Here is a 24020-nt window from a genome sequence, read left to right as displayed (position 1 = left end):
AAGAGCAAGCCGGAGATGGCAATGGGGCGAGGCGTCCCGGGTGCCGTTTCCGGCTTTATTATGATCTCGATGATGACCTGTGAATCCGGTCATAATAAGTGGCGACCTTCTCATTGATGACGTTCATTTGCTTCCTCAGCTCTTCTAGTTTTTCCGCCACGGCCTGCTGCTGAACCACTAACAATTCATAGCGCTCCGGGATTGTCGCATCGCCTTTCTCATACAACGCCAGGTAATTTTGAATCGATTCCACCGACATGCCCGCCGTCCTGAACGCGATGATCGTCTTGAGCCAGCCCAGCGCGGCGTCCCCGAACACGCGGCGGTTATTCAGATCGCGCTCCACGCCCGGGATCAAGTCCAGGTCCGTATAGTAACGAACCGTATGGGGCGAGATCTGAAACTTCTCGGCTACTTCTTTAACGGAATAGGCCATCGTCGCGCACCTTCCTGGGGTTGACTTCGAGTAACTCGAACTTAGTATACTTCATTTTACTACGAAGCGAGGTGGATTCGAATGTCCGATAAAGTATCCGATAAAGTATGGATGGTTACCGGCAGTTCGCGCGGCTTGGGGCGCGAGATCGCGGTAGAAGCGCTGCGGCACGGTGACCGGGTCGTCGCGACCGCGCGCGATCCGGCTGCATTAAGTCGCTTGGTCGATGAGTTCGGAGACAGCGTATTTCCGCTCAAGCTGGATGTGACGAATTACGGAGAAGTGCTGACCGCAGTAGAGCAAGGAGTGAGCCGCTTCGGAAAAATCGACGTTCTCGTCAACAATGCGGGCTACGCGAATTTGTCTTCGATCGAAGATATGGAGATCGCGGATTTTCAGGATCAGGTAGCCGCGAATTTCTTAGGGGTCGTCTATACTACGAAGGCTGTTCTGCCCGGGATGCGCGAACGGGGGCGAGGCTCCATCATCAATATCTCTTCCGTCGGAGGGCGGATCGGGACAGCGGGTCTCGGCGCCTACCAGAGCGCTAAATTCGCCGTCAACGGATTTGCGGAGGTGCTGGCGAAGGAAGTCGCCTCGCTGGGCATCAAGGTGACGGCCGTCGAGCCCGGCGGCATCGCCACGGACTGGGCTGGCTCGTCCATGAAGATCCCGCCGATCAGCGAGCCCTACCGGCCGGTCATCGGGGCGGTGGCCGCGCATCTGCAGCGCATGAACGCCGCGACGCCGGAAGAGCGGGTCGGCCAGCTAAGCGATCCGGCCAAGATCGCGGCCGTCGTGCGGGAGCTGACGGAGATGACAGACCCGCCGGTGCGGCTGCTGCTGGGCACGACCGCGTATCAACTTGCCCAAGAAGGGGCGAAGCGCCTGGCGGAATCGGACATGAAGCACGAGGCGCTAAGCCGATCGACCGTCTACACAGACTGAGCACACTTTGGCCATCGACCCCCGTTCCGCTATTCGCGCGAACCGGGGTCGATGCTTTATGCGGTCATGCACCCCGCCAGCGCTTCAACCCCGCCGTGCTCCACCCCTGCCAGCGCTTCGACCCCGCCAGTGTTTCGACCCCACCAGTGCTTCGAACCTCCAGTGCGTCACCCACGTCATCGCTTCAACCCACCAGATCCCGCCAGCTGTTACGTTCCTCGTATACTGGTCGGTCTGCGGACCGTAGATCCGTTATTTCGGCGTATGAGGCACATTTTGCGGTTGTTGCGGACCAGATCCTTTATCTCGCTCAAACCGCGGGCTACAGCCCAGATTGGAGCGGCAGAGTGAAAGAGTGAAAGAGCGGCAGACTCGTTAGCGGACCATGGATCTGTTACCTGGCGATCGTCCATCCGTATTCTCCCTTTTCCTCAATCTGGCCCGCGCGTCTTGCCGGCATTGTCCGCCGTGGAGCTGAGCGGCCCCTCCTTACAGCCCGGCAATGAAGGCGCTTGAAAAGCATCTTGGCATTCGTGCCGTTTCGCCGTTGACTTTGGTTTTGACCGGTGTTACTAATGGATTTGGAAGGTGACGGATATACGGGATTCCCAGGGCCCGTTCGGTCAGTCGGGAGAGCGGGAGATTTTGATAGGGGAAAGTAGGCGGCGGCGGAACCCGTATGGGATGCGGGAATTGCGGAAAAGTTCCGCAATGGGCGGCCGGCCGAGCGATACGGAGGAGGGATAACACGATGTTTCCATTTAAAACGGCGCTGAACGCGTCAACGCTGTTCCCGTTCGAGCTCGAAGTGCCGGAACAGATCGCCGTCGCGGCGAGGGTGGGTTACGCGGGCATCGAACTGTGGGTGCCGCAGATTGGGAGTTATCTGGCGGGCGGCGGGACGATTGCCGCGCTGAAGGCTTGCCTCGACGAGAGCGGCCTCGCCTTTCCGAACGCGATCGCATTCTTTAAGTGGGCAGACGAGGACGAGGCGGTCCGCGAGTCCGCCTTCGCGCAGGCCGATCGGGAGATGCGGCTGCTGGCCAAGCTGGGCTGCGGCGCGGTGGCTGCGCCGCCGTTCGGCGAGGTGGGGAATGTCGCCGCGGACGAGCTTGCCGCGCGGTTTGCCCGACTGGTCGAGTTGGGGCGCGGCATCGGCGTCGAGCCGTACCTCGAGTTCTGGGGCAGGGCGCCCAAGCTCTCGGGGCTCGCCGAAGCCCGCGACATCCTCCGCCGGAGCGGCGTCGCGAACGGCAAGCTGCTGCTCGACCCTTTTCATATGTACACGGGCGGGAGCGCGATCGAAGAACTTGGTGAGCTCACGGGTGCGGAGATCGGCATCTGCCATGCCAACGACTACCCGGCCTCGCCCGGCCCGGAGACGATCGGCGACGGCGACCGGGTGTTCCCGGGCGAGGGCGTGGCACCGCTGCGGGATGCGGCGAAGCTCTTGCACCGGATCGGCTACGGGGGCTATCTGTCCTTGGAGCTCTTCGTCGCCGGCTTCGACGGGCTGAGGGCCGACGAGGTCGCGAGCCGGGGGCTGCGATCGATGCGCGAAGCGTTCGACGTCGGCACGGAGGTCTGAGAGCGGGTGCTAAAATCCAAAAAATCGGACATCCGGTTCAAAAGAACCGGATGTCCGATTTTCTGTGAATTCGTTTACAGTTGAAGGATAAATCGGCGGGACTTCAACGATCCCAAGCAGAATCGAATCGAGAGGATCAGATCGGCCGGAACCGCTGCCGCCGCTCACCTAGCTGGCACAGCGCACGATCGTCCGTCAATGCCTTCCTCTAAACCGCTTGATGGCTTCCTCGGTCACCGGCGTGAAGAGATTAACAAGGTTGCCGTCGGGATCGCGAAACAGCATGGCGCGGTTCCCCCAAGGCATCGTGGTAGGTCCCTTTACCCACTCGTCCACAAACGGTTTTAAGCGCTCGTATTCGGCATCGACATCGTGGACGCTGAACTCGATGATGACCGTGTGATTGTCGGCCGCCACCGCGGAACCAGCGCCGAACAACTGCACTGTCTGGGAGTGGCCGATCGCCAGAGTGCACGATGGCGTAACGAGTTCGGCAAAGACGGGCGCGGGGCGTTCAGCCGAGACACCCATGATTTTCTCATAGAACTCCACGAGACGATCTACGTCGTCGGTAATGACGCGTACAGAAACTAAATTCACGAGCTACCATCCTCCCATAAAATACGCCTCATTTATCTCCAACTCCTTTACGATTATTAGCTTCGACTATACAAAAACACTACTGACAACAATATGTCAGCAGCGTATGATAAAAACCATAGGAGGGAGCGATGAGGGGCTGCGCGTCGTCAAATTCGGCAGCGGCAGAGGTCGACCGCGGCTGGACGAGTCGGCGGGGAGCGGTACCAGCTCGACATGGGCAAATCGAACCGCACGAACGGCGTTTGGCTGGACGCAGCGCGAACGCAGCGTTCGATTATGCACGCGGCTACCAAGTGGAGCTGTCCACGGACGGAGAGCGCTGGACGCCGGCAACGACAGCGCGGTAAGCGCGCAGTTGCTCCGAATCAGCCGGGAACCGCAAGATGCCCGGTATATCGAGATTACCCAAACCGGGAATGACGGCTTCTGGCATTGGACGATTAACGAGCTGGATGTCTACGGCCCGGGCACGGGAGGTGGCGAGTGCCGTGCAGACTTAGGCGCGGTCTTACGTGCGGTGCTGGACGCAATGCGCGAATAGGACAGGCGAACTCCGATTTATTACCGCTTGTCATGCATCGTTTTTTCCCGTTTTAACGATATCCCCTTTATTCAGGATCGCCTTCGCAGAGCCGTCTTGCGCCAGAACCGCCTTGCGTCAGAACCGATTTCCGTCAGAACCGCCTTGCGTCAGAACCGATTTCCGTCAGAACCGATTTCCGTCAGAAATGCCTTCCGTCTGACCCGCCCTCCATCTGACCCGCCTTTCCCCAGTCCGCCCTCCATCAGAACAGCCGACTCACCGCTCACATCCGCTTTGGATGCATGCCAGCCTGTCATCCGCTAGGCCGCTTCTTACCCCTAGATCTTTGCTGCGCCGCACCTGACGGGTTTTCCTGATTGAGGGGGATATCGTTAAAACGCACAAAGAGAGAGTCACTCACTCAGTGGATCCAGTAAATGGAATAAATACGCCATAAGAAAAAGGCCAACTCAAACGACAGGTTTACCTGATACGCGGGCGTCCTTTGGCAATTCAGTTTTTCTCATATTTGTAAATGGCGAAAGTCAGCGGTGCGGGCAGCGTGAATGTGAACTCGCCGCGATCGTCCGCCTGGATGCCGAATTCTTGTTTCGACCCAGCGTCCATGATGTCCCGCTCGCGCAGGCGCGCCACCGTGTGGATGCGGAGCTCACCGGCAGTTCGCCCCCACAGCCGGTAAGTCTTGGCGGGGGCGGCACTCCGTTCCCGGACGATGAGCAGATAACCGGATTCGGCTGCCGGATCCGCAGCGGCGTCCGCATTCGCCGCTGCATTTGCATGCGCCGCAATGCTCTGCAATCCGGTCCAGCCCGTGCCGGACGGCTCGTCGCCCAGCGGCAGGATATGGCCGCTCGCGATCTCTGCGCGATGAGGCCGTAAGGCGTGCAGCAGCGAGGAGAGCAGCGAAGCCTGCACCTCGTCAAGGCTCGACAGCTCCATCCAGGCGAGCGGACTTGCGAAGGCGGTCACGCCGAAGGTATAAGCCTGCCCACAGGCATAAGGCGACAGCGGATCGTCTCCATAAAGCTCGCGGTTGCGGTTTACGTTGAGGAATTCGGCTTGCAGGCTCTGCACCGGCACGTAGGGCGCTAGGCTCCACAGGTTGCGAAGCGTCCAGTGCGGATAATAGTTGCGCCAGTCCGTGTAGCGGTTTTCGAGAAAAAGGCTTCCGAAAGGCCCGTCTGCGTAGTAACCGAGCCGACGCTGCGCCGTCATGTCCAGATTGAAGCGGACCGCGCCGAGCGACTCCGTGACGACTGTGCGCATCAGCTGCAGCAACCTGCGCTTGCCGGTCGACGAGCCGAGATCGATGCCATCGAGCTTGAAGTGGTTAATTCCGTAAGATCCGTGCAGCTCCAGCAGCGTCCGGGCATCGCGCCGCCAAAGGGCGTAATCGTCCGTCGCGTCGGGCGAATACCAGAGTCCGAGCCGGACGCCGAGACGCGCGGCCAGCGCAACCGTCGGACCGAATCCTTGGGGAAAGCGCTCGGGATGCACGCTCCAGAAGTCGCCACCGCCGCTGTAGTAATCGCCCCAGCGCCCGTCGCCGCTGGATTTCGCGAGCACGGAGTTGACCGTCACGCCATTTTGCCAGCCGTCGTCGATCTGGCAGATGTCGATGCCGAGCGCCGCCGCCGCACGCAGCTCCCCGGCGATGAAGGCGTCGGTGACGCGGCTGTCCTTGGACCGGTCCCCCCAGGTGTTGCTCATGACGTACGCGTCCAGCTCCGGCCGAAATACCCGTACCGCCCGATGGTAGGCGTGAAGCAGCGAATACGCGCCGTACTCGGTCCCGTCATGGACGCCGACCATCAGCGCGCATCCGACGGCTTCTCCCGCACCCGCCAAATCCCAGTGCGCATCGAGCGACTCGAGGCGGAGGCCCACGAAGCGATAATCGTCGTCCGGTTCGTCCGGCCGCGCCGCGTGCGCAGGCCCTTCCTTCAGGAGGAGCAGACCGCAAGAACGCAGCGTGCCGCCAAGCAGCAGCGCGTTGCCCCGCAATGCCCTGCGCTCGTTGACGAACAACAGGCCTCGCTCCCGCGCGACCAGGTTGTTGGTCGTATCCGTACGGTCGCTGAGGCGCACGCTCTCCCACCGCGTATGGAGCTCGCGCAGCGCGAATCGTTCGATGCAAGGCAGCGCGCCAAGGTTCGCGGCCTCGCGATTGTTGGCGTCCAGCGCGATGACGGCAATGGAAGGAGGGGCGGCAACGGCAAGCGGCGACTCGTCCGACTGAGCCGGGGAGGGGAGAGCCTTCAAAGAAAGCTCGGACGCTGCCTCGCTCTTAGCCGCCAGCAATGTATATTGCTGCCGCATGAACGACGCCTGCGGATACAGCCACAAGCTTAGGCGCAGAATTCGTCCGTCCCCGGGGAGCCGCATATCGGCGTCCGCGCGCAGATGCGGGCGCGAGAGTCCGCAGTCGCCGTCCTCCCGGCAATCGACGCGGATTGCTGTCAGGCGTCCAGCGGCCGCGCCGATCATCCCGGCTTCATCCAACATCGCGTTGCCCGTCTCAGCGCTTCTCACCCCAGCCCCGCCAATCCCAGCGTCGCCTAATGCAGCCTCTCCAACCGCCGCCAGCCATTCCTCGCCCCGCGCCTTGTCCAGCAGCGACAGGCTCTCCGGCCAGCCGCCTGCCGTCGACCAGACGCGCTCAAGGCGGTCGTTGCCAGCGATGATCCGGTCTCCCGCGACGGAGATGTAGCAGTCGGCCCAACGATGGATCGTATTTTCAATGCCAGTCTCCCATTCCGCGCCCGCTTCCCCATTCATGCTCGCCTCGAGATTCATGCCAGCCTCCATATGAACGCTCCTTCCGGATCGAATGGTAAAATATTTATCTTTACTATGGAGAATATCAGGCCGTAATGCTAATATAAATCGTAAATATTCCTCGATGGATGGTAATATATTATGCAGAACGCTTATACCTTTCATTATTTAGAAGAGACGGCGGAGCCGCTATTCCTGCTAAGCTCGGTCGGAGAGGGCGAGACGGCGGACGAGGAGTACCGGTGGCACGGGCTGGAGCGGACAGGCGGCGGCATGGTCTTCCAGTACACGGTGCGGGGCGAGGGACTGCTCAGGATCGGGGGGCAGACGTACGCCGTCCCGAGACATCATGCATTCCTGATCGGCATCCCCGGCGACCACGAATACCGGTTCGACGCCTCCCGCGCGGAGACGTGGAGCTACCGCTGGATCCGGTTCGAGAGCAAGGGCATGGGCGGCGCCTGGAAGGAATGGATGGACCGCCTCGGCCCGGTGCTCGAGCTCGCGCCGGATGCCGAGCCGATGCTGCTGCTCGAATCCCTGTATGCGGACGCTTCAACGGACCGGCTGAAGGACCGCTACGAGGTATCGCAGCGCATCTACGAGTGGATGGCGTCGCTGCAGCGTTACTGCGCCGGGCGCAAGCAGCCCTCGCTCGCCGCGCTGCCCGAGCCGTACCGCCGGGTCGCCGATTATATGGACGGCCACTATGCGGAGGATCTGACGCTCGATCGGCTGGCGGACGTCGCCGGGATGACCCGGACGCATGTCTGCAAGATGTTCGCGCGCAACGCGGGGATGACGCCGATCGAGTATCTGCGCAACCGGCGCATGGAGAAGGCGGCCGAACTGCTGCGGCAGAGCGGACTGCCGGTCAAGGATATCGCGGCGCGCTGCGGCTATCCCAGCGTCGGCTACTTCGGCAAGGTGTTCCTGAAGGTGACCGGCATGCAGCCGACCGCGTTCCGCGAGGCCGAGGAAGACAAGGTACACGGTTTTTTGCGACTCATCAAGTGATATCCGCCGAACAGAGGAGATACCGCCCTTGAGCATCCTGCGAGAGTACCGTTCACGCCGCTTTTTCTGGCGCATCGTCGCGACGAACATTTGGCTCGTCGTGTTGTTTTTGCTGTTTTTCTGCACGATCGTGTACGTATACTCCCGCAACGCGACGCTGTCGCTGCAGCAGGACGCGAACCGCAAGGTGCTCAAGCAGGTCAACTACAACATCGACAACCTCAACGAGATGGCCAAGGCGCTGACGATCTCCGCGTTTAACGACCGCGATCTCGTGTCGCTGATGAATACGAGCCAGAGCGATATATTCCAGCTGTACAACAAGCTGAACAAGCTGGACCAGATCGTCTCGTCCAACCTGTTCGTGCGCTCCGTCTCCATCTACAACGCCCACAACCGCTGCACATACTCGAACTCGGCGACCGCGCCGGTCGTCTGCGGCGATGATGGAGAGAGCGACCTGCAGGCGTACTTGCGCCGTCAGGCGGAGGTGCCCAGGCTGACCTTCCTGCCGTTCGTCGACCGGGAGGACGGCCGCGACCACGACGTATTCGCCTACATGATGTACAACGCCGTCGGCGGCTACAAGAGCACGGAGAGCGTCCTGATGATCGAGATCAAGCCGGAGTGGCTGTTCGATAATATCCGCACGCTCAACGAGCTGGCGGACAACTCGCTGGGCAGCGTATTCCTGATGGACGGCGCTGGCCGCATCTACGACGCATCGGTGCCTTCCTTCGCCGCGGCGCAGGATCATGGGGAGCTTGTGGAAAAGCTGCGCGGACGCTCGGACGAGGCGGGCTACTTCATCTCGGGCAGCGGTGCGGGCAAGCAGATCGTCACGTATTCGACGTCGAAGGTGAACCGGTGGAAGGTCGTGAGCGTGCAACCCTACGACCGGGTGTTCGGCAAGATCAATCAGATCGGCCGCTTCGCGCTGATCGCGCTGGCCGCGCTCGTCGTGATCTCCTTCGTCGTCTCGCTGATCTTCTCGCTGCGCCTGTACAAGCCGATGGGCAAGCTCGTGAGCCAGCTGAAGCTGATGCCGGGACGCAGCGCCGAGCTCGGGGGCAAGGACAAGGACGAGCTGAACTTCCTGTCCGACGTCTACGCGAATATCCGCGACCATATGACCCGCCTGGAGCTGATGACCAGCTCGAACGGTCAGGTGCTGTACGATTACCTGCTCAAGCAATGGGTGACGGACAGCGAGGCGATCGGACGCGAGCAGATCGAGCGCTATGCGGCAGGCGGCAAGTGGCTGGCCGACGGCACGTTCATGTTCGTGCTGCTGCTGATCGACGACTATGCGGCGTTCCGCGCGGAGCGGACCGAGGAGGAACGCAAGCTCTGCAAGTTCGCGATCGGCAACATCGCGGGCGAGCTGCTCGGCGGGGAATTCCGGACGCAGACCGTCGATATGGAAAACGACCGGTCGGTGCTGCTGATCCGGCTCCCGGAAGGCGCGGACGCGAAGCCCGAGGAGACGGAAGCGCTGATCGTCAGGCAGCTCGGGACGCTGCAGGAGACCGTCGCGGACTACTACCATCTGTCGTTGACGGCGGTGCTCAGCGAGCCGATCCAGGATGCGCGCCGGATGACCCGGCACTACCTGCTGGCGCAGCGGCACGCGCGCTACCGGATGATCGCGGGCCGGGCGTCCGTGATTACGCCGCGCGATTATGCGCGCCAGGCGGGCGCGGGCGCCGCGGAGCAGCCGCCTGACGAGTGGTTCCGCAAGCTGGCGGACAGCATCCGCGCAGGCAACGCTCCGTTGATGCGGCAGCGGCTGGGCGAAGCGATCGACCGGGTGGCGTCGATGCACAGCGATGCCATCGACGAGGCGATCATGCAGCTGATGATGCTGATCAACCAGACGATCCGGGAAATGAATCAGAACATGGTGCAGCCGCCTGCGCTGGACCTGAGAGGCTCTACCCGGCAGGTGCTGGAGCAGGAGACGCTCGCGGATGTCAGGCTGCGGATCGAGCGGCTGCTGGACGAGCTGAACGCCGGGCGAGGAGCGGGCAAGCCGGACAAGCCCGAATTTCTCATCGGGGCCGTCAAGGAGATGGTCGAGCAGAACTACACCGATGCGAACCTGAGCCTGCAGTCGATCGCGGACGCGCTCAAGATGTCCTCGGGCTACCTCGGCCGTTATTACCGGAGCAAGACCTCGGTATCCGTCGCGGACCATATCAACGAGGTGCGTCTCGGCCACGCGGCCGCCCTGCTCGAGCAGACCGACGACAGCATCGTCGAGATCATCGGCAGGACCGGTTTCTCCAACGAGAGTTACTTTTTTAAGCTGTTCAAGAAACGGACCGGCGTAACGCCGAACGAATACAGGCTGACGCATCGGCATCCGCGGTAGCGCTTCCGTCTTCGGCGACGCTCGATGAATAAATGCAAATGTGCTTTAGATTTGGATTTATTACGGCCAATAGGTTTCCGAAATCTCCGAATCTAAAAAGAACCGTCAGGGCGATCCTCCCTGACGGTTTTTCATGCGTTTTTGCCGGCTCTCCCCGCCATACATATGGCCGCCTGCAGATCGCGAAGCGCGGCATTGCTGGCGTGCCCGGCGAGCCGAACGCGTCGCGTCCGCTCCGCCGGGAGGAGGCGGAGAAGAACGGCGCGAGCCAGTCGCAAGGGGTGGACGAGCGGCTGTTTTCACCGAGAATCCAGGCGCAGCAAGGGTTTGCGGCGCTCGTACGCACGATTTTACAGGACAGCACAATATCTCAGTCCCAAATCCGCAGTGCGCCGTTGAACTTTGCAGTAGCGCGCCGGGGGCGGTCCGGCGGATAGTGGAGTCAGGCACAAGACACTTGCCGGAGAGGAGAGTAGCCATGCAACCGATGGGCTGGATCAGACGGGAATGGAAGCATATGCGGCGGAATCGGGAGCTGTTCCTGATATCGCTCCCCGCGCTTCTGTTCAAGCTTATCTTCAACTATCTGCCGCTGATCGGGCTCGTCATCGCCTTCAAAAAGTACAATTACGCGAAGGGCTTGCTGGGAAGCGACTGGGTGGGGTTCAAAAATTTCGACTTCTTTTTCAAATCCGACTACGCCTTCCGGATTACGCGCAACACCATTTTGTATAATGGCGTCTTCATCGTGCTCGGCACGGTCATCGCCGTCGGCTTGGCGATCCTGATGAACGAGATCGGGAGGCACTGGCTCAAGGCGTACCAGACCGTACTGTTCCTGCCTTACTTCTTGTCCTGGGTCGTCATCAGCTACGTGACGCTAGGCTTCCTGGACCAGAAGAGCGGGTTCCTGAACGGGCTGCTCGGATCCATGGGCTTCGACCCCGTGAAGTGGTACCAGGACCCGCAGCTATGGCCGTTTATCCTCGTCGCCGTCTATCTGTGGAAGTCGGTCGGCTTCTCCGCGCTGATCTATTATGCGGGCATTCTGGGCATCGACTCGAGCTATTATGAAGCCGCGAAGATCGACGGCGCCTCCAAGCTGCAGATGGTCTCCCGGATCACGGTCCCGCTGCTCACGCCGCTGATCATTATTCTGTTCATCGTAGCGGTCGGCGGCATCTTCCGCGCGGATTTCGGGCTGTTCTACTTCGTCCCGAACGATGTCGGCTTCCTCTACGCCACGACCGACGTCATCGATACGTACGTGTACCGCTCCTTGCGGGTGCTCGGCGACGTGGGGATGTCCACCGCGGTCGGCCTGTATCAATCCGTCGTCGGATTCGTGCTGGTGCTGTCGGCCAACTGGATCACCAAAAAAATCAATTCAGACAACGCCTTATGGTAAGGAGCTGCCTATGAACGCCAACATCGAACGCGCGAACGCCGTACGGACGGCGGCTCCACGCCGAAGAAGGATGCCGGTCGAGCAAGTCGTCATCAACCTGTTTTTTATCCTGCTGTCGATCGTCGTCCTCGTCCCGCTGCTCCTCGTCGTCTCGATCTCGATCACCGACGAGCAGTCGCTGCTGGCTTCGGGCTATCATCTGTTTCCGAAAAAAATCGATTGGCTCGCATACGAGGTCATTCTGAAAAGTCCAGGGCAGATGCTGCGCGCTTACGGCGTCACGGTGACCGTCACCGTCGTCGGGACGATCGTCGGCCTGCTGCTGACCGCCATGATCGCCTTTTCGATCTCGCGCAGGGACTATCGGTACCGCCGGATCACGACGCTGTACGTATTTTTCACGATGCTGTTCAGCGGCGGGCTCGTGCCTTTCTACATTCTCGTGACGCAGTATCTGCACCTGAAGGACACGATTTGGGCACTCATCATCCCCTACCTGCTGAATCCGTTCTACGTGCTCATCATGAAGGGATTTCTCGAGAAACTGCCGCATGAGGTGTTCGAGTCGGCCAAGATCGACGGCTCGAGCGAATGGCGCATTTTTTTCTCGATGGTGCTGCCGCTGTCGACGCCGGCGCTTGCCACCGTCGGCCTGTTCATCGCCTTCGTCTACTGGAACGACTGGTGGCTCGGCTTGCTGTTCATCGACGCGCCGAACCTCGTGCCGCTGCAGCTGCTGCTGTACCGGATCATGAACACGATGGAATTCCTGATCAACAACATAGATCGCGTCAATGTCGCCATCGACCTGTCCGCGTTCCCGAATTTATCCGCGAGGATGGCCATGGCCGTCCTGGCCGCCGGACCGATGATGCTCGTATTTCCGTTTTTCCAGCGATATTTTGTCGCGGGACTGACTGTCGGTTCGGTCAAGAGCTAGCGTATGATGAACGCATAGCGTTCCATACATACATTCAAGAGGAGGTCACTTTTCATGCTTAGAAAAAGAAACGGTCTTAAACTGACGGCGGCTGCGGCGGGAATCGCCGTGCTGCTCAGCGCCTGCGGCGGCAACAACGGCAACAACAACGCTTCGCCGTCAGCCGCATCGTCCGCTCCGTCCAGCGGCAGCGCCGGCGCAACGGCGAGCAGCCCTGCAAGCGGCTCCGCCAGCGCGTCTGCGGATCTGAAGCCGGTCGAGCTCGTCTGGTATCTGAGCGAGTCCTCGGTGCCGGCCGATCTGCCGGCCGTGCAGGACGCGGTCAACAAGATCGCCAAGGAGAAGATCAATGCGACCGTGAAGCTGATGGTCGTCGGCTCCGGCGATTACAACCAGAAGATGAACACGGTCATCGCCTCCGGCGAGAAGCTCGATCTCATGTGGACGGCCAACTGGAACTTCGACTACGTGCAGAACCAGAGCAAGGGCGCCTTCCTGCCGCTCGACGATCTGTTGAACCAGTATGCGCCGGACGTGGTCAAGAGCATGCCGGACTACGTATGGGACGCGACCAAGATAGACGGCAAGATCTACGCCGTGCCGAACTATCAGACGGTCATCAACAAGGAAGGCTTCGTGATCCAGAAGGAATACATCGACAAATATAAGCTCGACACGTCGACGCTGAAGAAGTTCTCCGATCTCGGTAAGCTCATGGAGACGGTCAAGAAAGGCGAGAACGCCGAGTACGTCTACGCGATGAACCGCGACGGCAACTTCGGCAACCTGGCGCGGACGTACAATCTGGAGGTCATCTCGGGCATCGCCTACATCAATCTGAACGATCCGGCCAAGGTCGTCAACATCTACGAGACGCCCGAGCTGCGCGATTACTACGATACGGTGCGCGACTGGTACCAGAAGGGCTATATCAATCAGGACGCGGCCACGCTCAAGTCCAAGACGGACATGCAGAAGGCGGGCAAGGCGATCTTCGGCTACGACAACGTGCTCAAGCCGGGCGGCGAGATCGAGGCCAAGGTGAAAAACGGCGGCAAGGACATGGTCTACGTCCCGCTGACCGACGCATACACCGGCACGAACACGATCATCACGACGATGCAGGCGATCAGCGCCAACTCGGAAAATCCGGAGCGCGCGATGATGTTCCTGAACCTCGTCAACACCGACAAGGACCTGTTCAACCTGCTGGCATTCGGCATAGAAGGCAAGCACTATACGAAAAACGCGGACGGCTCGATCAAGCTAATCCCGGACAGCGGCTACGCGATGGCGGACTGGAGCCTCGGCAACGTGTTCAACGGCTATACGATCGAAGGCAAGGATCCGAACGTGGCCGAGCTCACGAAAAAGTCGAACGAAGAAGCCAAGCCGTCGCCGATCATGGGCTTCAAGTTCAAGACCGATCCGGTCAGCGCGGAGATCGCCAACGTCAACGCCGTGAGCAGCGAGTACGCGCCGGGTCTGAACACGGGCACGATCGCGCCGGACGACAACCTCGCCGAGTTCCAGGCCAAGCTGAAGGAAGCGGGCGCAGACAAGATCATCGCCGAGGTGCAGAAGCAGCTGGACGAATGGAGAGCGGCGCAGGGCAAGTAATGGATTGATTGAGCAAGGAGATTGGCAATAGAAAGTAATAGCTATGCAAACAAGGCAAGGAAAAGGCAAGGGCTCTGCATCGAAGCGCACTCGTTTCCCTGCAGAGCCCTTTTTATGAAGCGGCAGGCAAGACGGGGGACTCCCGATTCTAAAAACGGAGGTGCAAGCTCATTTGAAAGGGCTTTCATATTTTTCAAGAATCATGCTTGCGATTACGATCGCGGCATCGGCCTGGCAAGTCGGACCCGGCACCGCTTCCGCCGCAGGCATGACGTACTACGTGTCGACGGCGGGCGACGACGCGGCGGCGGGCACGCTCGCCCAGCCGTTCCGGACGATTCAGAACTGCGCCAATGTCGCAGTCGCCGGCGATATCTGCCAGATTCGCGGAGGTACGTACCGCGAGACGGTCGTCGTGCCGCATTCGGGCGAGAGCGGCAGCCCGATCGTGTTCCGCGGCTACGACGGCGAGGCCGCGGTCGTAAGCGGCGCCGAGCCGATCGCCGGCTGGACGCTCGAGTCCGGGTCCATCTACTACGCGGCGATGAGCTGGGACCTGGCGGACAAGAATCAGGTCTTCGCCGGCGGCGAGATGATGACCGAGGCGCGCTGGCCGAACAACGCCGGCACGCTGTTCCAGCCGACGCTGGCGGCGGCCGCTTCCGGCACGATCCGTACGCAGATCGTCGATGCGGCCGTCCCAGGCGGGGACGACTTCTGGAACGGCGCCACGGTCTGGAGCGCGAGCGGAGCCGGCTGGCAGGCCAAGACGACGCGGGTGACGGACTACGACGCGGCGACGCACAAGCTGACCGTCACGCCGTTCAGTACGTACGCGAGCGCCAACTACGACATCAAGGCAGGCAACGCGTACTTTTTGTCGGGCATCAAGGGAGCGCTCGACACGCCGAAGGAATGGTGGTACGACACCGCCAACGCGCGGCTGTACCTTCAGGCGCCGGGCAACGTCGATCCGGGCACGTTGACGGTCGAGGCCAAGAAGCGGGAGCTGGCGTTCGACCTGTCGGGCCGCTCGTACGTGCAGGTCGAGGGGCTGCATATTTTCGCCTCGACGATCAAGACCGACGACAGCTCGCATCATCTGCTGCTGCAGGGGTTGGACGGCAAGTACTTGTCACACTCCGACCTGACGGACTGGGATCTCGCTTATACGTACCAATCCGACTACGGCGTCCTGATCCAAGGACATGACAACGAGGTGCGCGACTCCACGTTCGCCTACAGCTCGGGCGCGCTCGTCAACGTCAAAGGCAGCAATAACAAAGTCGTCAATAACAACTTGCACGACGGTAATTACCAGGGCAACGGGACGACGCACGGCCTGATCCAGGCGACCGGGACGGGGCAGCTGATCAGCTACAATACCGCGCACGACGCCGGCCGCGACGTCATCACGCTCTCGGGCATCAGCAAGAGCAGGATCGACCACAACGACTTTTATAACGGCGGCTGGCTGACCAAGGATCTGGGCCTTCTGTACGTGCAGAATACGGACGGCCAGAACACGGAGATCGACCACAACCTGCTCCACGACAACAAGTCGACAGGCGCGGGCGAAGGGCTGTATCTGGACAACAACACGAGCAACTTCGTCATCCACCACAATGTCGTCTGGGGCATTCACGATTATGCGTTCCAGCTGAATACGCCTAGCAACTACAACCTCTTCTATCACAATACGGGTTACGGCAAAGGCGGGCTGACGAACTGGGGCGCCGGCTTCAATACGGATATGTACGGCGACCGGATCTTCAACAATATCTTCCGCGATCCGGTCTCCCTGCAGGCGAATGCCGCGGCGGGCGCCAACTTGCTCCCTGGCGTCGATCCGCTGTTCGTCGACCCGGCCGGCGCGGACTTCCGGCTGCAGTCGGGCTCGCCCGCGATCGACGCAGGCGTCGCCGTACCGGGCATCAACGACGGCTATGTCGGCACCGCGCCGGATGCGGGCGCCTATGAGTACGGCGCGGCGCCGTGGAAGGCCGGGCACGATTTCGCGAGCCCGCCGACCGCAGCAGTGTCCATCGTGGATACGCCTTATATGAACCGCGTCGCGAACGGCGGCTTCGAGACGGGCGACCTGTCGGGCTGGACCCAGTCGGGCGCGGGCGCCAAGTCGACGATCAAGGACAGCGCCTGGCAGTCGGAGGCCAAGAACGCGCGGAACCAGCTCTACGCGGCGACGCTCGCCGCGGCGGGAGACGGCCTGTCGCAGACGATCTCCGGGCTGCTGCCCAATGCGACCTATACGCTCAAGGGATGGGTGAAGCGCCCGTCGGCGGACGACGCGGTCGTCCTCGGCGTGAAGGATTACGGCGACGGTCCGTACGAGCTCGCGGTCGGCGGCGGGAGCGGCGCCTGGCTCTACCGGACGGTCGAGTTCACGACGGGCCCCGAAGCTACGACCGCAACCGTCTATGTGCGCAAAACGGGCGGAACGGGAACTGTCTACGTCGACGACCTCGGCGTGACGCTCAACGCGGTCGGCGAGCCGGCGTCGCCGCCGACGCTGGCGCTCGCGAATCATCCGGGCAAGGTGCTGTACGTCAAGGCCGGCGGCACGGAAATGCTGCAGGCCGAGGCACTGTCCATGTTCGGCAATGCGGCGAAGCTGGACGACGTGCATTACGAGTCCGGCAATCCCGCCGTGGCCGCGGTCGCAGCCGACGGCCAGCTGCAGGCGCTCGCGGCCGGCTCCGCGGCGCTGACGGTCCGGGGCAGCTATCGAGGGAATGCGCTGGAGGCGATCTATCAGCTGAACGTTTGGGCTGACGGCGTTGCTCCGGATTATACGCTCTCGCGCGAGATTCGGGAACCTGGCGCCTGGTATATCAATTCGATCCGGACGAATATCGCGAGCGACGCGGACAGCATCACGATCCGCACGCCGTCCAGCGGTCCGACCGGCTTCGCGACGTACCAGGCGAGGTCGTTTATGAACGAGCTGCTGCACTTTGAGGCAACGATCAACAATACGGGCGGCTGGCCGTCCTTCCTCATCCGCGACCAGCGGGCGGATCAGGGCATCAACGGCTCGACCTACATCGCCGTCGTGAAGCCTGCTTATATCGAGCTGCAGCGGTTCAAAAACGGCGCAAGCACGTTCGTCTCCCCGGCGACCGCCTATCCGAACGCCTACTTCGGCTACGGCGTGCCGCACCAGGTAGCGTTCGGCGCGATCAACACGGCTGCGGGCGTGCGCCTGGTGCTCAGGGTGGACGGACATGACGTCTTCGACGTCGTCGACGCCAGCGCGGACGCGCTGACGGGACCGGGCTACTTCGGACTCATCGACACGGACAACAGCATCAGGCTGAGCGCACCGCCATCCGGCCCGGCCAATATCGCGAGCCTGGCGGTCGGCGGATTGAACGCGATGCGCGCCGGCGACGAAGCGACCGCGGTCGTGCGCGCCGTCTATGGCAACGGGGACGCGATGCCGATGACGCTGCCGCTGGTATTCGGCAGCAGCGATCCGGCCGTCGCTACGATCGACGGCAGCGGGAAGGTCGCCGCGCTGGAGGCGGGGACGTCGGTCATCACGGCGACCTACGGAGCGGTCAGCGGTCAGTACGTCTTGAACGTAGCAGCGGGACCGACGCCGTCCGCGTCGCCGACCACATCGCCGACCACGTCGCCAACGCCGCCGCCGACCACGTCGCCGACCACATCGCCGACCACGTCGCCGACAGCAACGCCAACCGGGTCGCCAACCCCGACTCCCATGGTAGAGGTGCCGACCTCGACCCCGATCCCGACCTCGACCCCGGCCGGCCGGATCGTGCTAGGACCGGACGCCCTGCGGCAGCTGGTTTCAAGCGAGCGGGCCGTCGTGGACTGGACGGACGGGGCCAGGGAGCTGTCGCTGCCAGTCGACGCGGCGCAGCTGCTAGGGGACCGGCCGATCGTGATCCGCTCGGCTGAGCTGAAAGTGACGCTGCCGCCGCGTACGCTGGCGGCGCTCGCCGGGCTGCTGCCCGAGGCGGCTCGGTCGCAGGGCCGGATCCTGTTCTCGGCGGCAGGGCTAGACCGGACAGCCGCGCAGGAGCTGGCCTCCCAGGCGGGGGATGGTGCCGGCGCGAATGTGACCTCGGCCGGCGACGGGTTCGTCCTGGCGCTGGCGGCGCTGGACGCGGAGGGCAAGGCGCACGGCCTGGCCGCGTTCCCGCAGCAGGCGCGGATCGCGCTGCGGATCGATCCGCAGGCCGACGGCAGGCTGACTTATCTGTACGCCGCGGGCGATAGCGGCGGGCTGACCTTCGCGGGCGGCAAGGTCGAAGACGGCCTGCTGACGGCGAGCCTGTCCGGCTTCGGCACGTTTGTGCCGCTGACCTACAAGAAGACGTATGTGGACGTGCCTGCATCCCACTGGAGCTACGACGCCGTCCGCGAACTCGCAGCTAGACAGGCCGTCGGCGGCATCGGCGCGGACCGCTATGCACCGAACGCTGCGGTCACCAGGGCCGAGTTCGCCGCGCTGCTGGTGAGGGCCCTCGGGCTCGCCGACGACGGCACGCCGCCCGGCTTCGCAGACGTGGACGCGTCCGCATGGTATGCCGGCGCCGTCGCCGCGGCGAGACAGGCCGGGCTGACGCAGGGGACGGCCGGCGGAACGTTCGCGCCGGGCGCGCCAATCTCGCGGCAGGAGATGGCTGGGATGATCGTAAGAGCCTACGGGCTGGGCCAAGGCCAAGATCAAGGCCAAGGCCAAGATCAAGGCCAAAGTCAAGACCAAGGCCAAGATCAAGATCAAGGCCAGGTCAATGGCAGTGGCGCAGGCAATGGCGCAGCGGCCGGCGGAGCTTCGCCGACGCCGTTCGCCGACCTGGCAGACGCGCCTTCCTGGGCGCAGGATGCGGTCGGAGCCGCATACGGCCTGAAGCTTATCGCAGGCCAATCGCCGACCGAGTTCGCGCCGGTCAAGACGGCGACCCGCGCGGAGAGCGCCGTGATCGTGCTTCGCCTGATTCATTTGCTGGACGCTTGATGCTTTTTGGCAGCATGCCTTGACCGTTAGCGGTTCTGCCCTGCTTCGGCGGAGGCCGGGCAGAACCAATCCAAACGAGAGGATGTAGAAATAATGAGCAAAAGCTTTAGAATGTCGAAGGCATTGCTTGGCTTAACGGTGGTGCTGGCGGCGATCCCTGCGGTGCCGGGACTGGCGACAGCGGGCACGACCTATATCGTAGCGACGACGGGCAGCGACGCGAACCCGGGCACGGTCAGCCAGCCGTTCAAGACGATCCAGCACTGCGCGGACGTCGCGGTGGCGGGCGATGTGTGCCAGGTTCGTGCCGGTACGTACCGCGAGACGGTCATCGTGCCGCATTCGGGCAGCAGCGGCAGCCCGATCGTCTTCCAGAACTACGGCACCGAGCAGGCCATCATTAGCGGAACCGAGCCCGTGACCGGCTGGACGCTCGAATCCGGCTCGATCTACTACGCGCCGATGAACTGGGATCTGGCGGACAAGAACCAGATCTTCGCCGGCGGCGAGATGATGACCGAAGCGCGCTGGCCGAACAACACGGGCACGCTGTTCCAGCCGACGCTGTCGACGGCCGCTTCGAGCACGACCCGCACGGAGATCGTCGATACGGCCATTCCTGGCGGCGACGACTTCTGGAACGGCGCTACAATATGGAGCGCCAGCGGGGCGGGCTGGCAGGCGAAGACGACGCGCGTGACGGATTTCGAGGCGGCGACACACAAGCTGACCGTCACGCCTTTCAGCACGTACGTAAGCGCGAACTACGACATCAAGGCAGGGAACACCTATTTCCTGTCGGGCATCAAGGGCGCGCTCGACACGCCGAAGGAGTGGTGGTATGACACGGCGAACGCGCGGCTGTACCTTCGGGCGCCGGGCAACGTCAACCCGAACACGCTGACGGTCGAGGCCAAGAAGCGGGACCTGGCCTTCGATCTGTCGGGCCGATCATACGTGCAGCTGAAGGGGCTGCAGGTTTTCGCCTCGACGATTACGACCGACGACACTTCGCATCACCTGCTGCTGCAGGGGCTGAAGGGCGCGTACCTGTCGCACTCCGACCTGACCGACTGGGATCTCGCTTATACGTACCAGTCCAACTACGGCGTGCTCATCAAAGGCCACGACAACGAGGTGCGCGACTCCGAATTCGCCTACAGCTCGGCCGCGCTCGTCAACGTCAGAGGCAGCAACAACAAGGTCGTCAACAACTACCTGCACGACGGCAATTACCAGGGCAACGGAACGACGCACGGCCTGATACAGGCGACCGGGACGGGGCAGCTGATCAGCTACAACACCGCCCACGACGCCGGCCGCGACGTCATCACGCTGACGGGCATCAGCAAGAGCCGTATCGACCATAACAACTTCTACAATGGCGGCTGGCTGACCAAGGATCTGGGTCTCCTGTACGTGCAGAACACGGACGGCCAGAACACGGAGATCGACCACAACCTGCTCCACGACAACAAGACGATCGGGTATGCGGACGGCCTGTATCTGGATAACAGCACCAACAACTTCGTAATCCACCACAACGTGGTATGGAATATCCCGGGCGACGGCTTCCGCATCAATACGCCCAGCAACTACATCCTTTTCTACAACAACACGGGCTTCAGCAACGGCGGCCTCAAAAACTGGGGAGCGGCTTTCCCGACCGATATGTACGGCAGCCAATACTACGACAACATCTTCCGCGACCCGCTGCAGCTTCAGGCGACCGCGAGCGCGGGCAGCAACATCCTGTCTTCCGTGAACCCGCTGTTCGTCAACACGTCGGCCTCGAACTTCCAGCTGCAATCGACGTCCCCGGCGATCGACTACGGCGTCTCGATCCCGGGCATCAACGACGGCTATGTCGGCAGCGCGCCGGACGCAGGCGCTTACGAATACGGCGCGGCGCCGTGGACGGCCGGACATAATTTCGCGACCCCGCCGACCGCCTCATTCTCCGCGGTCAACACGCCGTTTATGAACCGCGTCGTCAACGGCGGCTTCGAGACGGGCGACTTCGCCAATTGGACGCTTACCGGCTCGGCAACCAAGACGGTGAACAACGACAATGCCTGGCAGTCGGAAACCCGCAACTCCCGCAGCCAATACTACGCCGCCCGCATCCAGGGCAACGGCGGCGGCGTGGAGCAGACGATCACGGGACTGGCGCCGAACACCAGCTATACGCTTAAGGCTTGGGCGAAGCTGTCGTCCGCTTCCGAGGTCGTAACGATCGGCGCAACCGGCTTCGGCGGCACCGACGTCTCCGCTGCGATTACCGGCACGGGCTCGGCTTGGCTGAACAACACGGTTTCGTTCACGACCGGTGCGAGCAGTACCTCGGCTACGATCTATGTTAGTAAGACCGGCGGCACCGGATCCGCGTACGTGGACGATATCGGTCTACAAAAGTCGCTTGCCGCTGCTGATATTACGCCGCCGACGAACCCGACCGGACTGAACGCGCCTTCGAAGACGGCGACGACCGTAACCCTGAGCTGGACGGGGGCGACCGATAACGTAGGCGTCACGAACTACGACGTGTACCGCAGCGGCTCGTTGGTCGGCACGACAACGACCGCTACGACCTTCACCGTGACCGGCCTGACGGCCAGCACCGCGTACAGCTTCACGGTCAAGGCGAGAGACGCGGCAGGCAACGTCTCTTCTCCGAGCAATACGCTCAACGTCACGACGAGCGCCGGCGCTTCGGACACGACCGCGCCGTCCGCGCCGACCGGCCTAACGTCGCCGTCCAAGACGGATACGTCCGTATCCCTGAGCTGGACGGCCTCCACAGACAACGTCGCCGTCACCGCCTACGATATTTACCGCGGCGGATCGCTCGCCGGCTCGACCGCCGGTGCCACGACCTACACGGCGACGGGGCTGACCGCGAGCACGGCGTACAGCTTCACGGTCAAGGCGCGCGACGCCGCCGGCAACGTCTCCGCGGCCAGCAGCGCGCTCAGCGTCACCACCAATGCGCCGGCGCCTTCGAGCCTGCCGAGCCCGTGGCTGACGCAGGACATCGGCAGCGTCGGCGTGGCCGGCAGCGCCACCTATTCCGGCGGCGTGTACACGGTTAACGGCTCCGGCGCCGATATCGGCGGCACGGCGGATGCCTTCCGCTTCGTCTATCAGCCGATGTCCGGCGACGGATCGATCGTAGCCAAGGTCGTCTCCATGGACAATACGAACACGGGCGCGCGTGCGGGCGTCATGATGCGCGAGTCGCTGGACGCCAACTCCCGTGAGATGACCGTAGCCCTGTCGCCGACGTCCGGCGCCAAGGTGATCAAGCGTCTGTCCACCGGCGGGACGACTGCCACGTCAGGCGGTTCAACGGCTCCGGCAGCGCCGTATTGGGTGAAGCTGACGCGTACGGGTAATTCGCTCAGCGGTCTGATCTCGGCCGACGGCACGACCTGGACGACGTTCCTGACGGCAACGGTGACGATGGGAACGGATATTTACGTAGGGCTCGCCGTCGTGAGCAAGGACGACGCGGTGTTGAACGCCTCGACATTCAGCGACGTGACGGTCGTGCCTTGACGATGCGCGTTGACGGCTGGCGCTCGGCCTGACGAGACAGGCGCGCCATGCGAGCCGCGGCAAAAAAAGCGCCGGGACCCTAGTCCCGGCGCTTCTATGGCCAAACGGGACTCAGAGTCCCTGCAAATGCCGGACCAGCCAAGGATATGCCTTCATGCCGGATATCTCATGCCCGCCATCGAAGGTGTCCCGATCCAGCCGGTCGGCTGCGCCTGCGACTTCATAGACGAGCTTCACCCGCTCGTAAGCCCGGTCGGCTGCCCCGATCGGATAGATAGGGTCGTCCGCCCCCGACTCGATCAAGAGCGGACGGGGCGCCAGGAGGCCGATGATGTCGGGCATCTCCGCGTACTCGAGCAGATGCGGCACGAAGTTGCAGAGGCAATGGTGCATGGCGAGGATGCTGTCGTGGAACGTATTGGCGTATCCGCTGACGACCGCGGCGTTGATCCGAGGATCCAGCGCGGCCGTGAAGACGGTGAGCGTGCCGCCGCCGGATATGCCCATGCAGCCGACCCGGTTCATGTTCACGTCTCCGCGGGATTGCAGGTAATCGATCGCGCGCATGACCTGCTTGACGCGCATCCCGAGCGTGGTTCTGCCGAGCATCATCAGATAAGTGGAAATGCGGTGGCACGAATCCTTGTTAGGCGGCGCGTCGCTATGCTCTGCCAGCCGTGTTTCGCCGAAGCCGAGGATCTCGGGCGCGATCACGAGGAAGCCGCGTCGCGCCAGCTCGACGGCGAAGTTTTTCTGATAGCCGGGACCGTCGGGCTGCGGATGCCCATCGGGCGGCAGACCGACGATCTCGCGGCTGCCGTAGCCGTGGCCGTGACAAGCGACGACCGCCGGGAGCGGGGCGGGGCGCGCCTCTGGAATCAGCACGTACGCAGGCGCGCGCAGTCCTTCCTCGACCGTATATTCGATGCGCAGCCGGATATAGCCGTCGCAGCTCGTCTCCTCGAGCACGACAGGGTCCGTCGGGGCGGGCTCCTCGTCGAGGCCGCCGAGCAGCTCGGCGAGCTTGCCGCGGAGCGCGTCCTGCCACTGCGTCAACGGGGCCGCGTCGCTCGCGTCGAAGGCGAAGCGGGGGGCGTTGGTTTGATAGAGCGACTCGAGATGCCTGTCGGGATTCCACATGTTCATAGCCTCCGATTCAATCATCAAATGATAGTATGTACCATATAATACTATATAT

Annotated in this window: 13 protein-coding genes; 9 read left to right on the top strand and 4 right to left on the bottom strand. The window is 62.4% G+C overall.

Annotated elements, in window-relative coordinates; genetic code table 11:
- Window positions 1–58 precede the first annotated feature (58 nt).
- Window positions 59–436: a MerR family transcriptional regulator gene (locus tag PQG80_RS19420; RefSeq protein ID WP_271753145.1), complete on the bottom strand. Its 378-nt coding sequence runs from the start codon at window positions 434–436 to the stop codon at window positions 59–61.
- 81 nt (window positions 437–517) lie between these two features.
- Between PQG80_RS19420 and PQG80_RS19415 the strand changes: the two genes are divergently transcribed.
- Window positions 518–1384 (top strand): SDR family NAD(P)-dependent oxidoreductase, encoded by an 867-nt coding sequence (locus tag PQG80_RS19415; protein WP_271753144.1) that lies wholly within the window; start codon window positions 518–520, stop codon window positions 1382–1384.
- A 751-nt stretch (window positions 1385–2135) separates the two neighbouring features.
- Complete coding sequence (locus tag PQG80_RS19410) at window positions 2136–2972, top strand: sugar phosphate isomerase/epimerase family protein (protein WP_271753143.1); 837 nt, start codon at window positions 2136–2138, stop codon at window positions 2970–2972.
- Window positions 2973–3167: 195 nt separating this feature from the next.
- On the opposite strand, the gene PQG80_RS19405 is transcribed toward PQG80_RS19410, so the two are convergent.
- Together PQG80_RS19405 and PQG80_RS19400 are read right to left on the bottom strand one after the other, a co-directional pair.
- On the bottom strand, window positions 3168–3572 hold the full coding sequence (locus PQG80_RS19405) for a VOC family protein (RefSeq protein ID WP_271753142.1): 405 nt from the start codon (window positions 3570–3572) through the stop codon (window positions 3168–3170).
- 1039 nt (window positions 3573–4611) lie between these two features.
- Window positions 4612–6927, bottom strand: coding sequence for an alpha-galactosidase (locus PQG80_RS19400; protein ID WP_271753141.1), 2316 nt, complete (start codon window positions 6925–6927; stop codon window positions 4612–4614).
- 111 nt (window positions 6928–7038) lie between these two features.
- Here PQG80_RS19400 and PQG80_RS19395 point away from each other — a divergent pair, with 111 nt between their 5' ends.
- The 7 genes from PQG80_RS19395 to PQG80_RS19365 all read left to right on the top strand — a co-directional run bounded on the left by PQG80_RS19395 (window position 7039) and on the right by PQG80_RS19365 (window position 22822).
- On the top strand, window positions 7039–7914 hold the full coding sequence (locus tag PQG80_RS19395; RefSeq protein ID WP_271753140.1) for a helix-turn-helix transcriptional regulator: 876 nt from the start codon (window positions 7039–7041) through the stop codon (window positions 7912–7914).
- 28 nt (window positions 7915–7942) lie between these two features.
- A complete protein-coding gene (locus PQG80_RS19390; RefSeq protein WP_271753139.1) occupies window positions 7943–10288 on the top strand; it encodes an AraC family transcriptional regulator in 2346 nt (781 codons plus the stop codon).
- Window positions 10289–10766: 478 nt separating this feature from the next.
- Window positions 10767–11696, top strand: coding sequence for an ABC transporter permease (locus tag PQG80_RS19385; RefSeq protein WP_271753138.1), 930 nt, complete (start codon window positions 10767–10769; stop codon window positions 11694–11696).
- A 70-nt stretch (window positions 11697–11766) separates the two neighbouring features.
- Window positions 11767–12636 carry a carbohydrate ABC transporter permease gene (locus PQG80_RS19380; RefSeq protein ID WP_271753265.1) on the top strand — a complete coding sequence of 290 codons (870 nt, stop codon included), beginning with the start codon at window positions 11767–11769 and terminating at the stop codon, window positions 12634–12636.
- A gap of 54 nt (window positions 12637–12690) precedes the next feature.
- Window positions 12691–14256 carry an ABC transporter substrate-binding protein gene (locus tag PQG80_RS19375; protein WP_271753137.1) on the top strand — a complete coding sequence of 522 codons (1566 nt, stop codon included), beginning with the start codon at window positions 12691–12693 and terminating at the stop codon, window positions 14254–14256.
- Between the two features lie 172 nt (window positions 14257–14428).
- Window positions 14429–19264, top strand: a complete 4836-nt coding sequence (locus PQG80_RS19370) for an S-layer homology domain-containing protein (protein WP_271753136.1) — start codon at window positions 14429–14431, stop codon at window positions 19262–19264.
- Window positions 19265–19357: 93 nt separating this feature from the next.
- Window positions 19358–22822 carry a fibronectin type III domain-containing protein gene (locus PQG80_RS19365; RefSeq protein ID WP_271753134.1) on the top strand — a complete coding sequence of 1155 codons (3465 nt, stop codon included), beginning with the start codon at window positions 19358–19360 and terminating at the stop codon, window positions 22820–22822.
- A gap of 111 nt (window positions 22823–22933) precedes the next feature.
- On the opposite strand, the gene PQG80_RS19360 is transcribed toward PQG80_RS19365, so the two are convergent.
- Window positions 22934–23962, bottom strand: a complete 1029-nt coding sequence (locus PQG80_RS19360; RefSeq protein ID WP_271753132.1) for a dienelactone hydrolase family protein — start codon at window positions 23960–23962, stop codon at window positions 22934–22936.
- Window positions 23963–24020 lie beyond the last annotated feature (58 nt).

This window comes from Cohnella rhizoplanae (assembly GCF_948329515.1).
Classification (GTDB): domain Bacteria; phylum Bacillota; class Bacilli; order Paenibacillales; family Paenibacillaceae; genus Cohnella; species Cohnella rhizoplanae.
This window is presented reverse-complemented; position numbering and strand designations above follow the sequence as displayed.

Bases quoted from the DNA above. Each gene is read 5' to 3' on its own strand.
- PQG80_RS19420 (WP_271753145.1), bottom strand. From the start codon at position 436: ATGGCCTATTCCGTTAAAGAAGTAGCCGAGAAGTTTCAGATCTCGCCC.
- PQG80_RS19415 (WP_271753144.1), top strand. From the start codon at position 518: ATGTCCGATAAAGTATCCGATAAAGTATGGATGGTTACCGGCAGTTCG.
- PQG80_RS19410 (WP_271753143.1), top strand. From the start codon at position 2,136: ATGTTTCCATTTAAAACGGCGCTGAACGCGTCAACGCTGTTCCCGTTC.
- PQG80_RS19400 (WP_271753141.1), bottom strand. From the start codon at position 6,927: ATGGAGGCTGGCATGAATCTCGAGGCGAGCATGAATGGGGAAGCGGGC.
- PQG80_RS19395 (WP_271753140.1), top strand. From the start codon at position 7,039: ATGCAGAACGCTTATACCTTTCATTATTTAGAAGAGACGGCGGAGCCG.
- PQG80_RS19385 (WP_271753138.1), top strand. From the start codon at position 10,767: ATGCAACCGATGGGCTGGATCAGACGGGAATGGAAGCATATGCGGCGG.
- PQG80_RS19380 (WP_271753265.1), top strand. From the start codon at position 11,767: ATGCCGGTCGAGCAAGTCGTCATCAACCTGTTTTTTATCCTGCTGTCG.
- PQG80_RS19375 (WP_271753137.1), top strand. From the start codon at position 12,691: ATGCTTAGAAAAAGAAACGGTCTTAAACTGACGGCGGCTGCGGCGGGA.
- PQG80_RS19365 (WP_271753134.1), top strand. From the start codon at position 19,358: ATGAGCAAAAGCTTTAGAATGTCGAAGGCATTGCTTGGCTTAACGGTG.
- PQG80_RS19360 (WP_271753132.1), bottom strand. From the start codon at position 23,962: ATGTGGAATCCCGACAGGCATCTCGAGTCGCTCTATCAAACCAACGCC.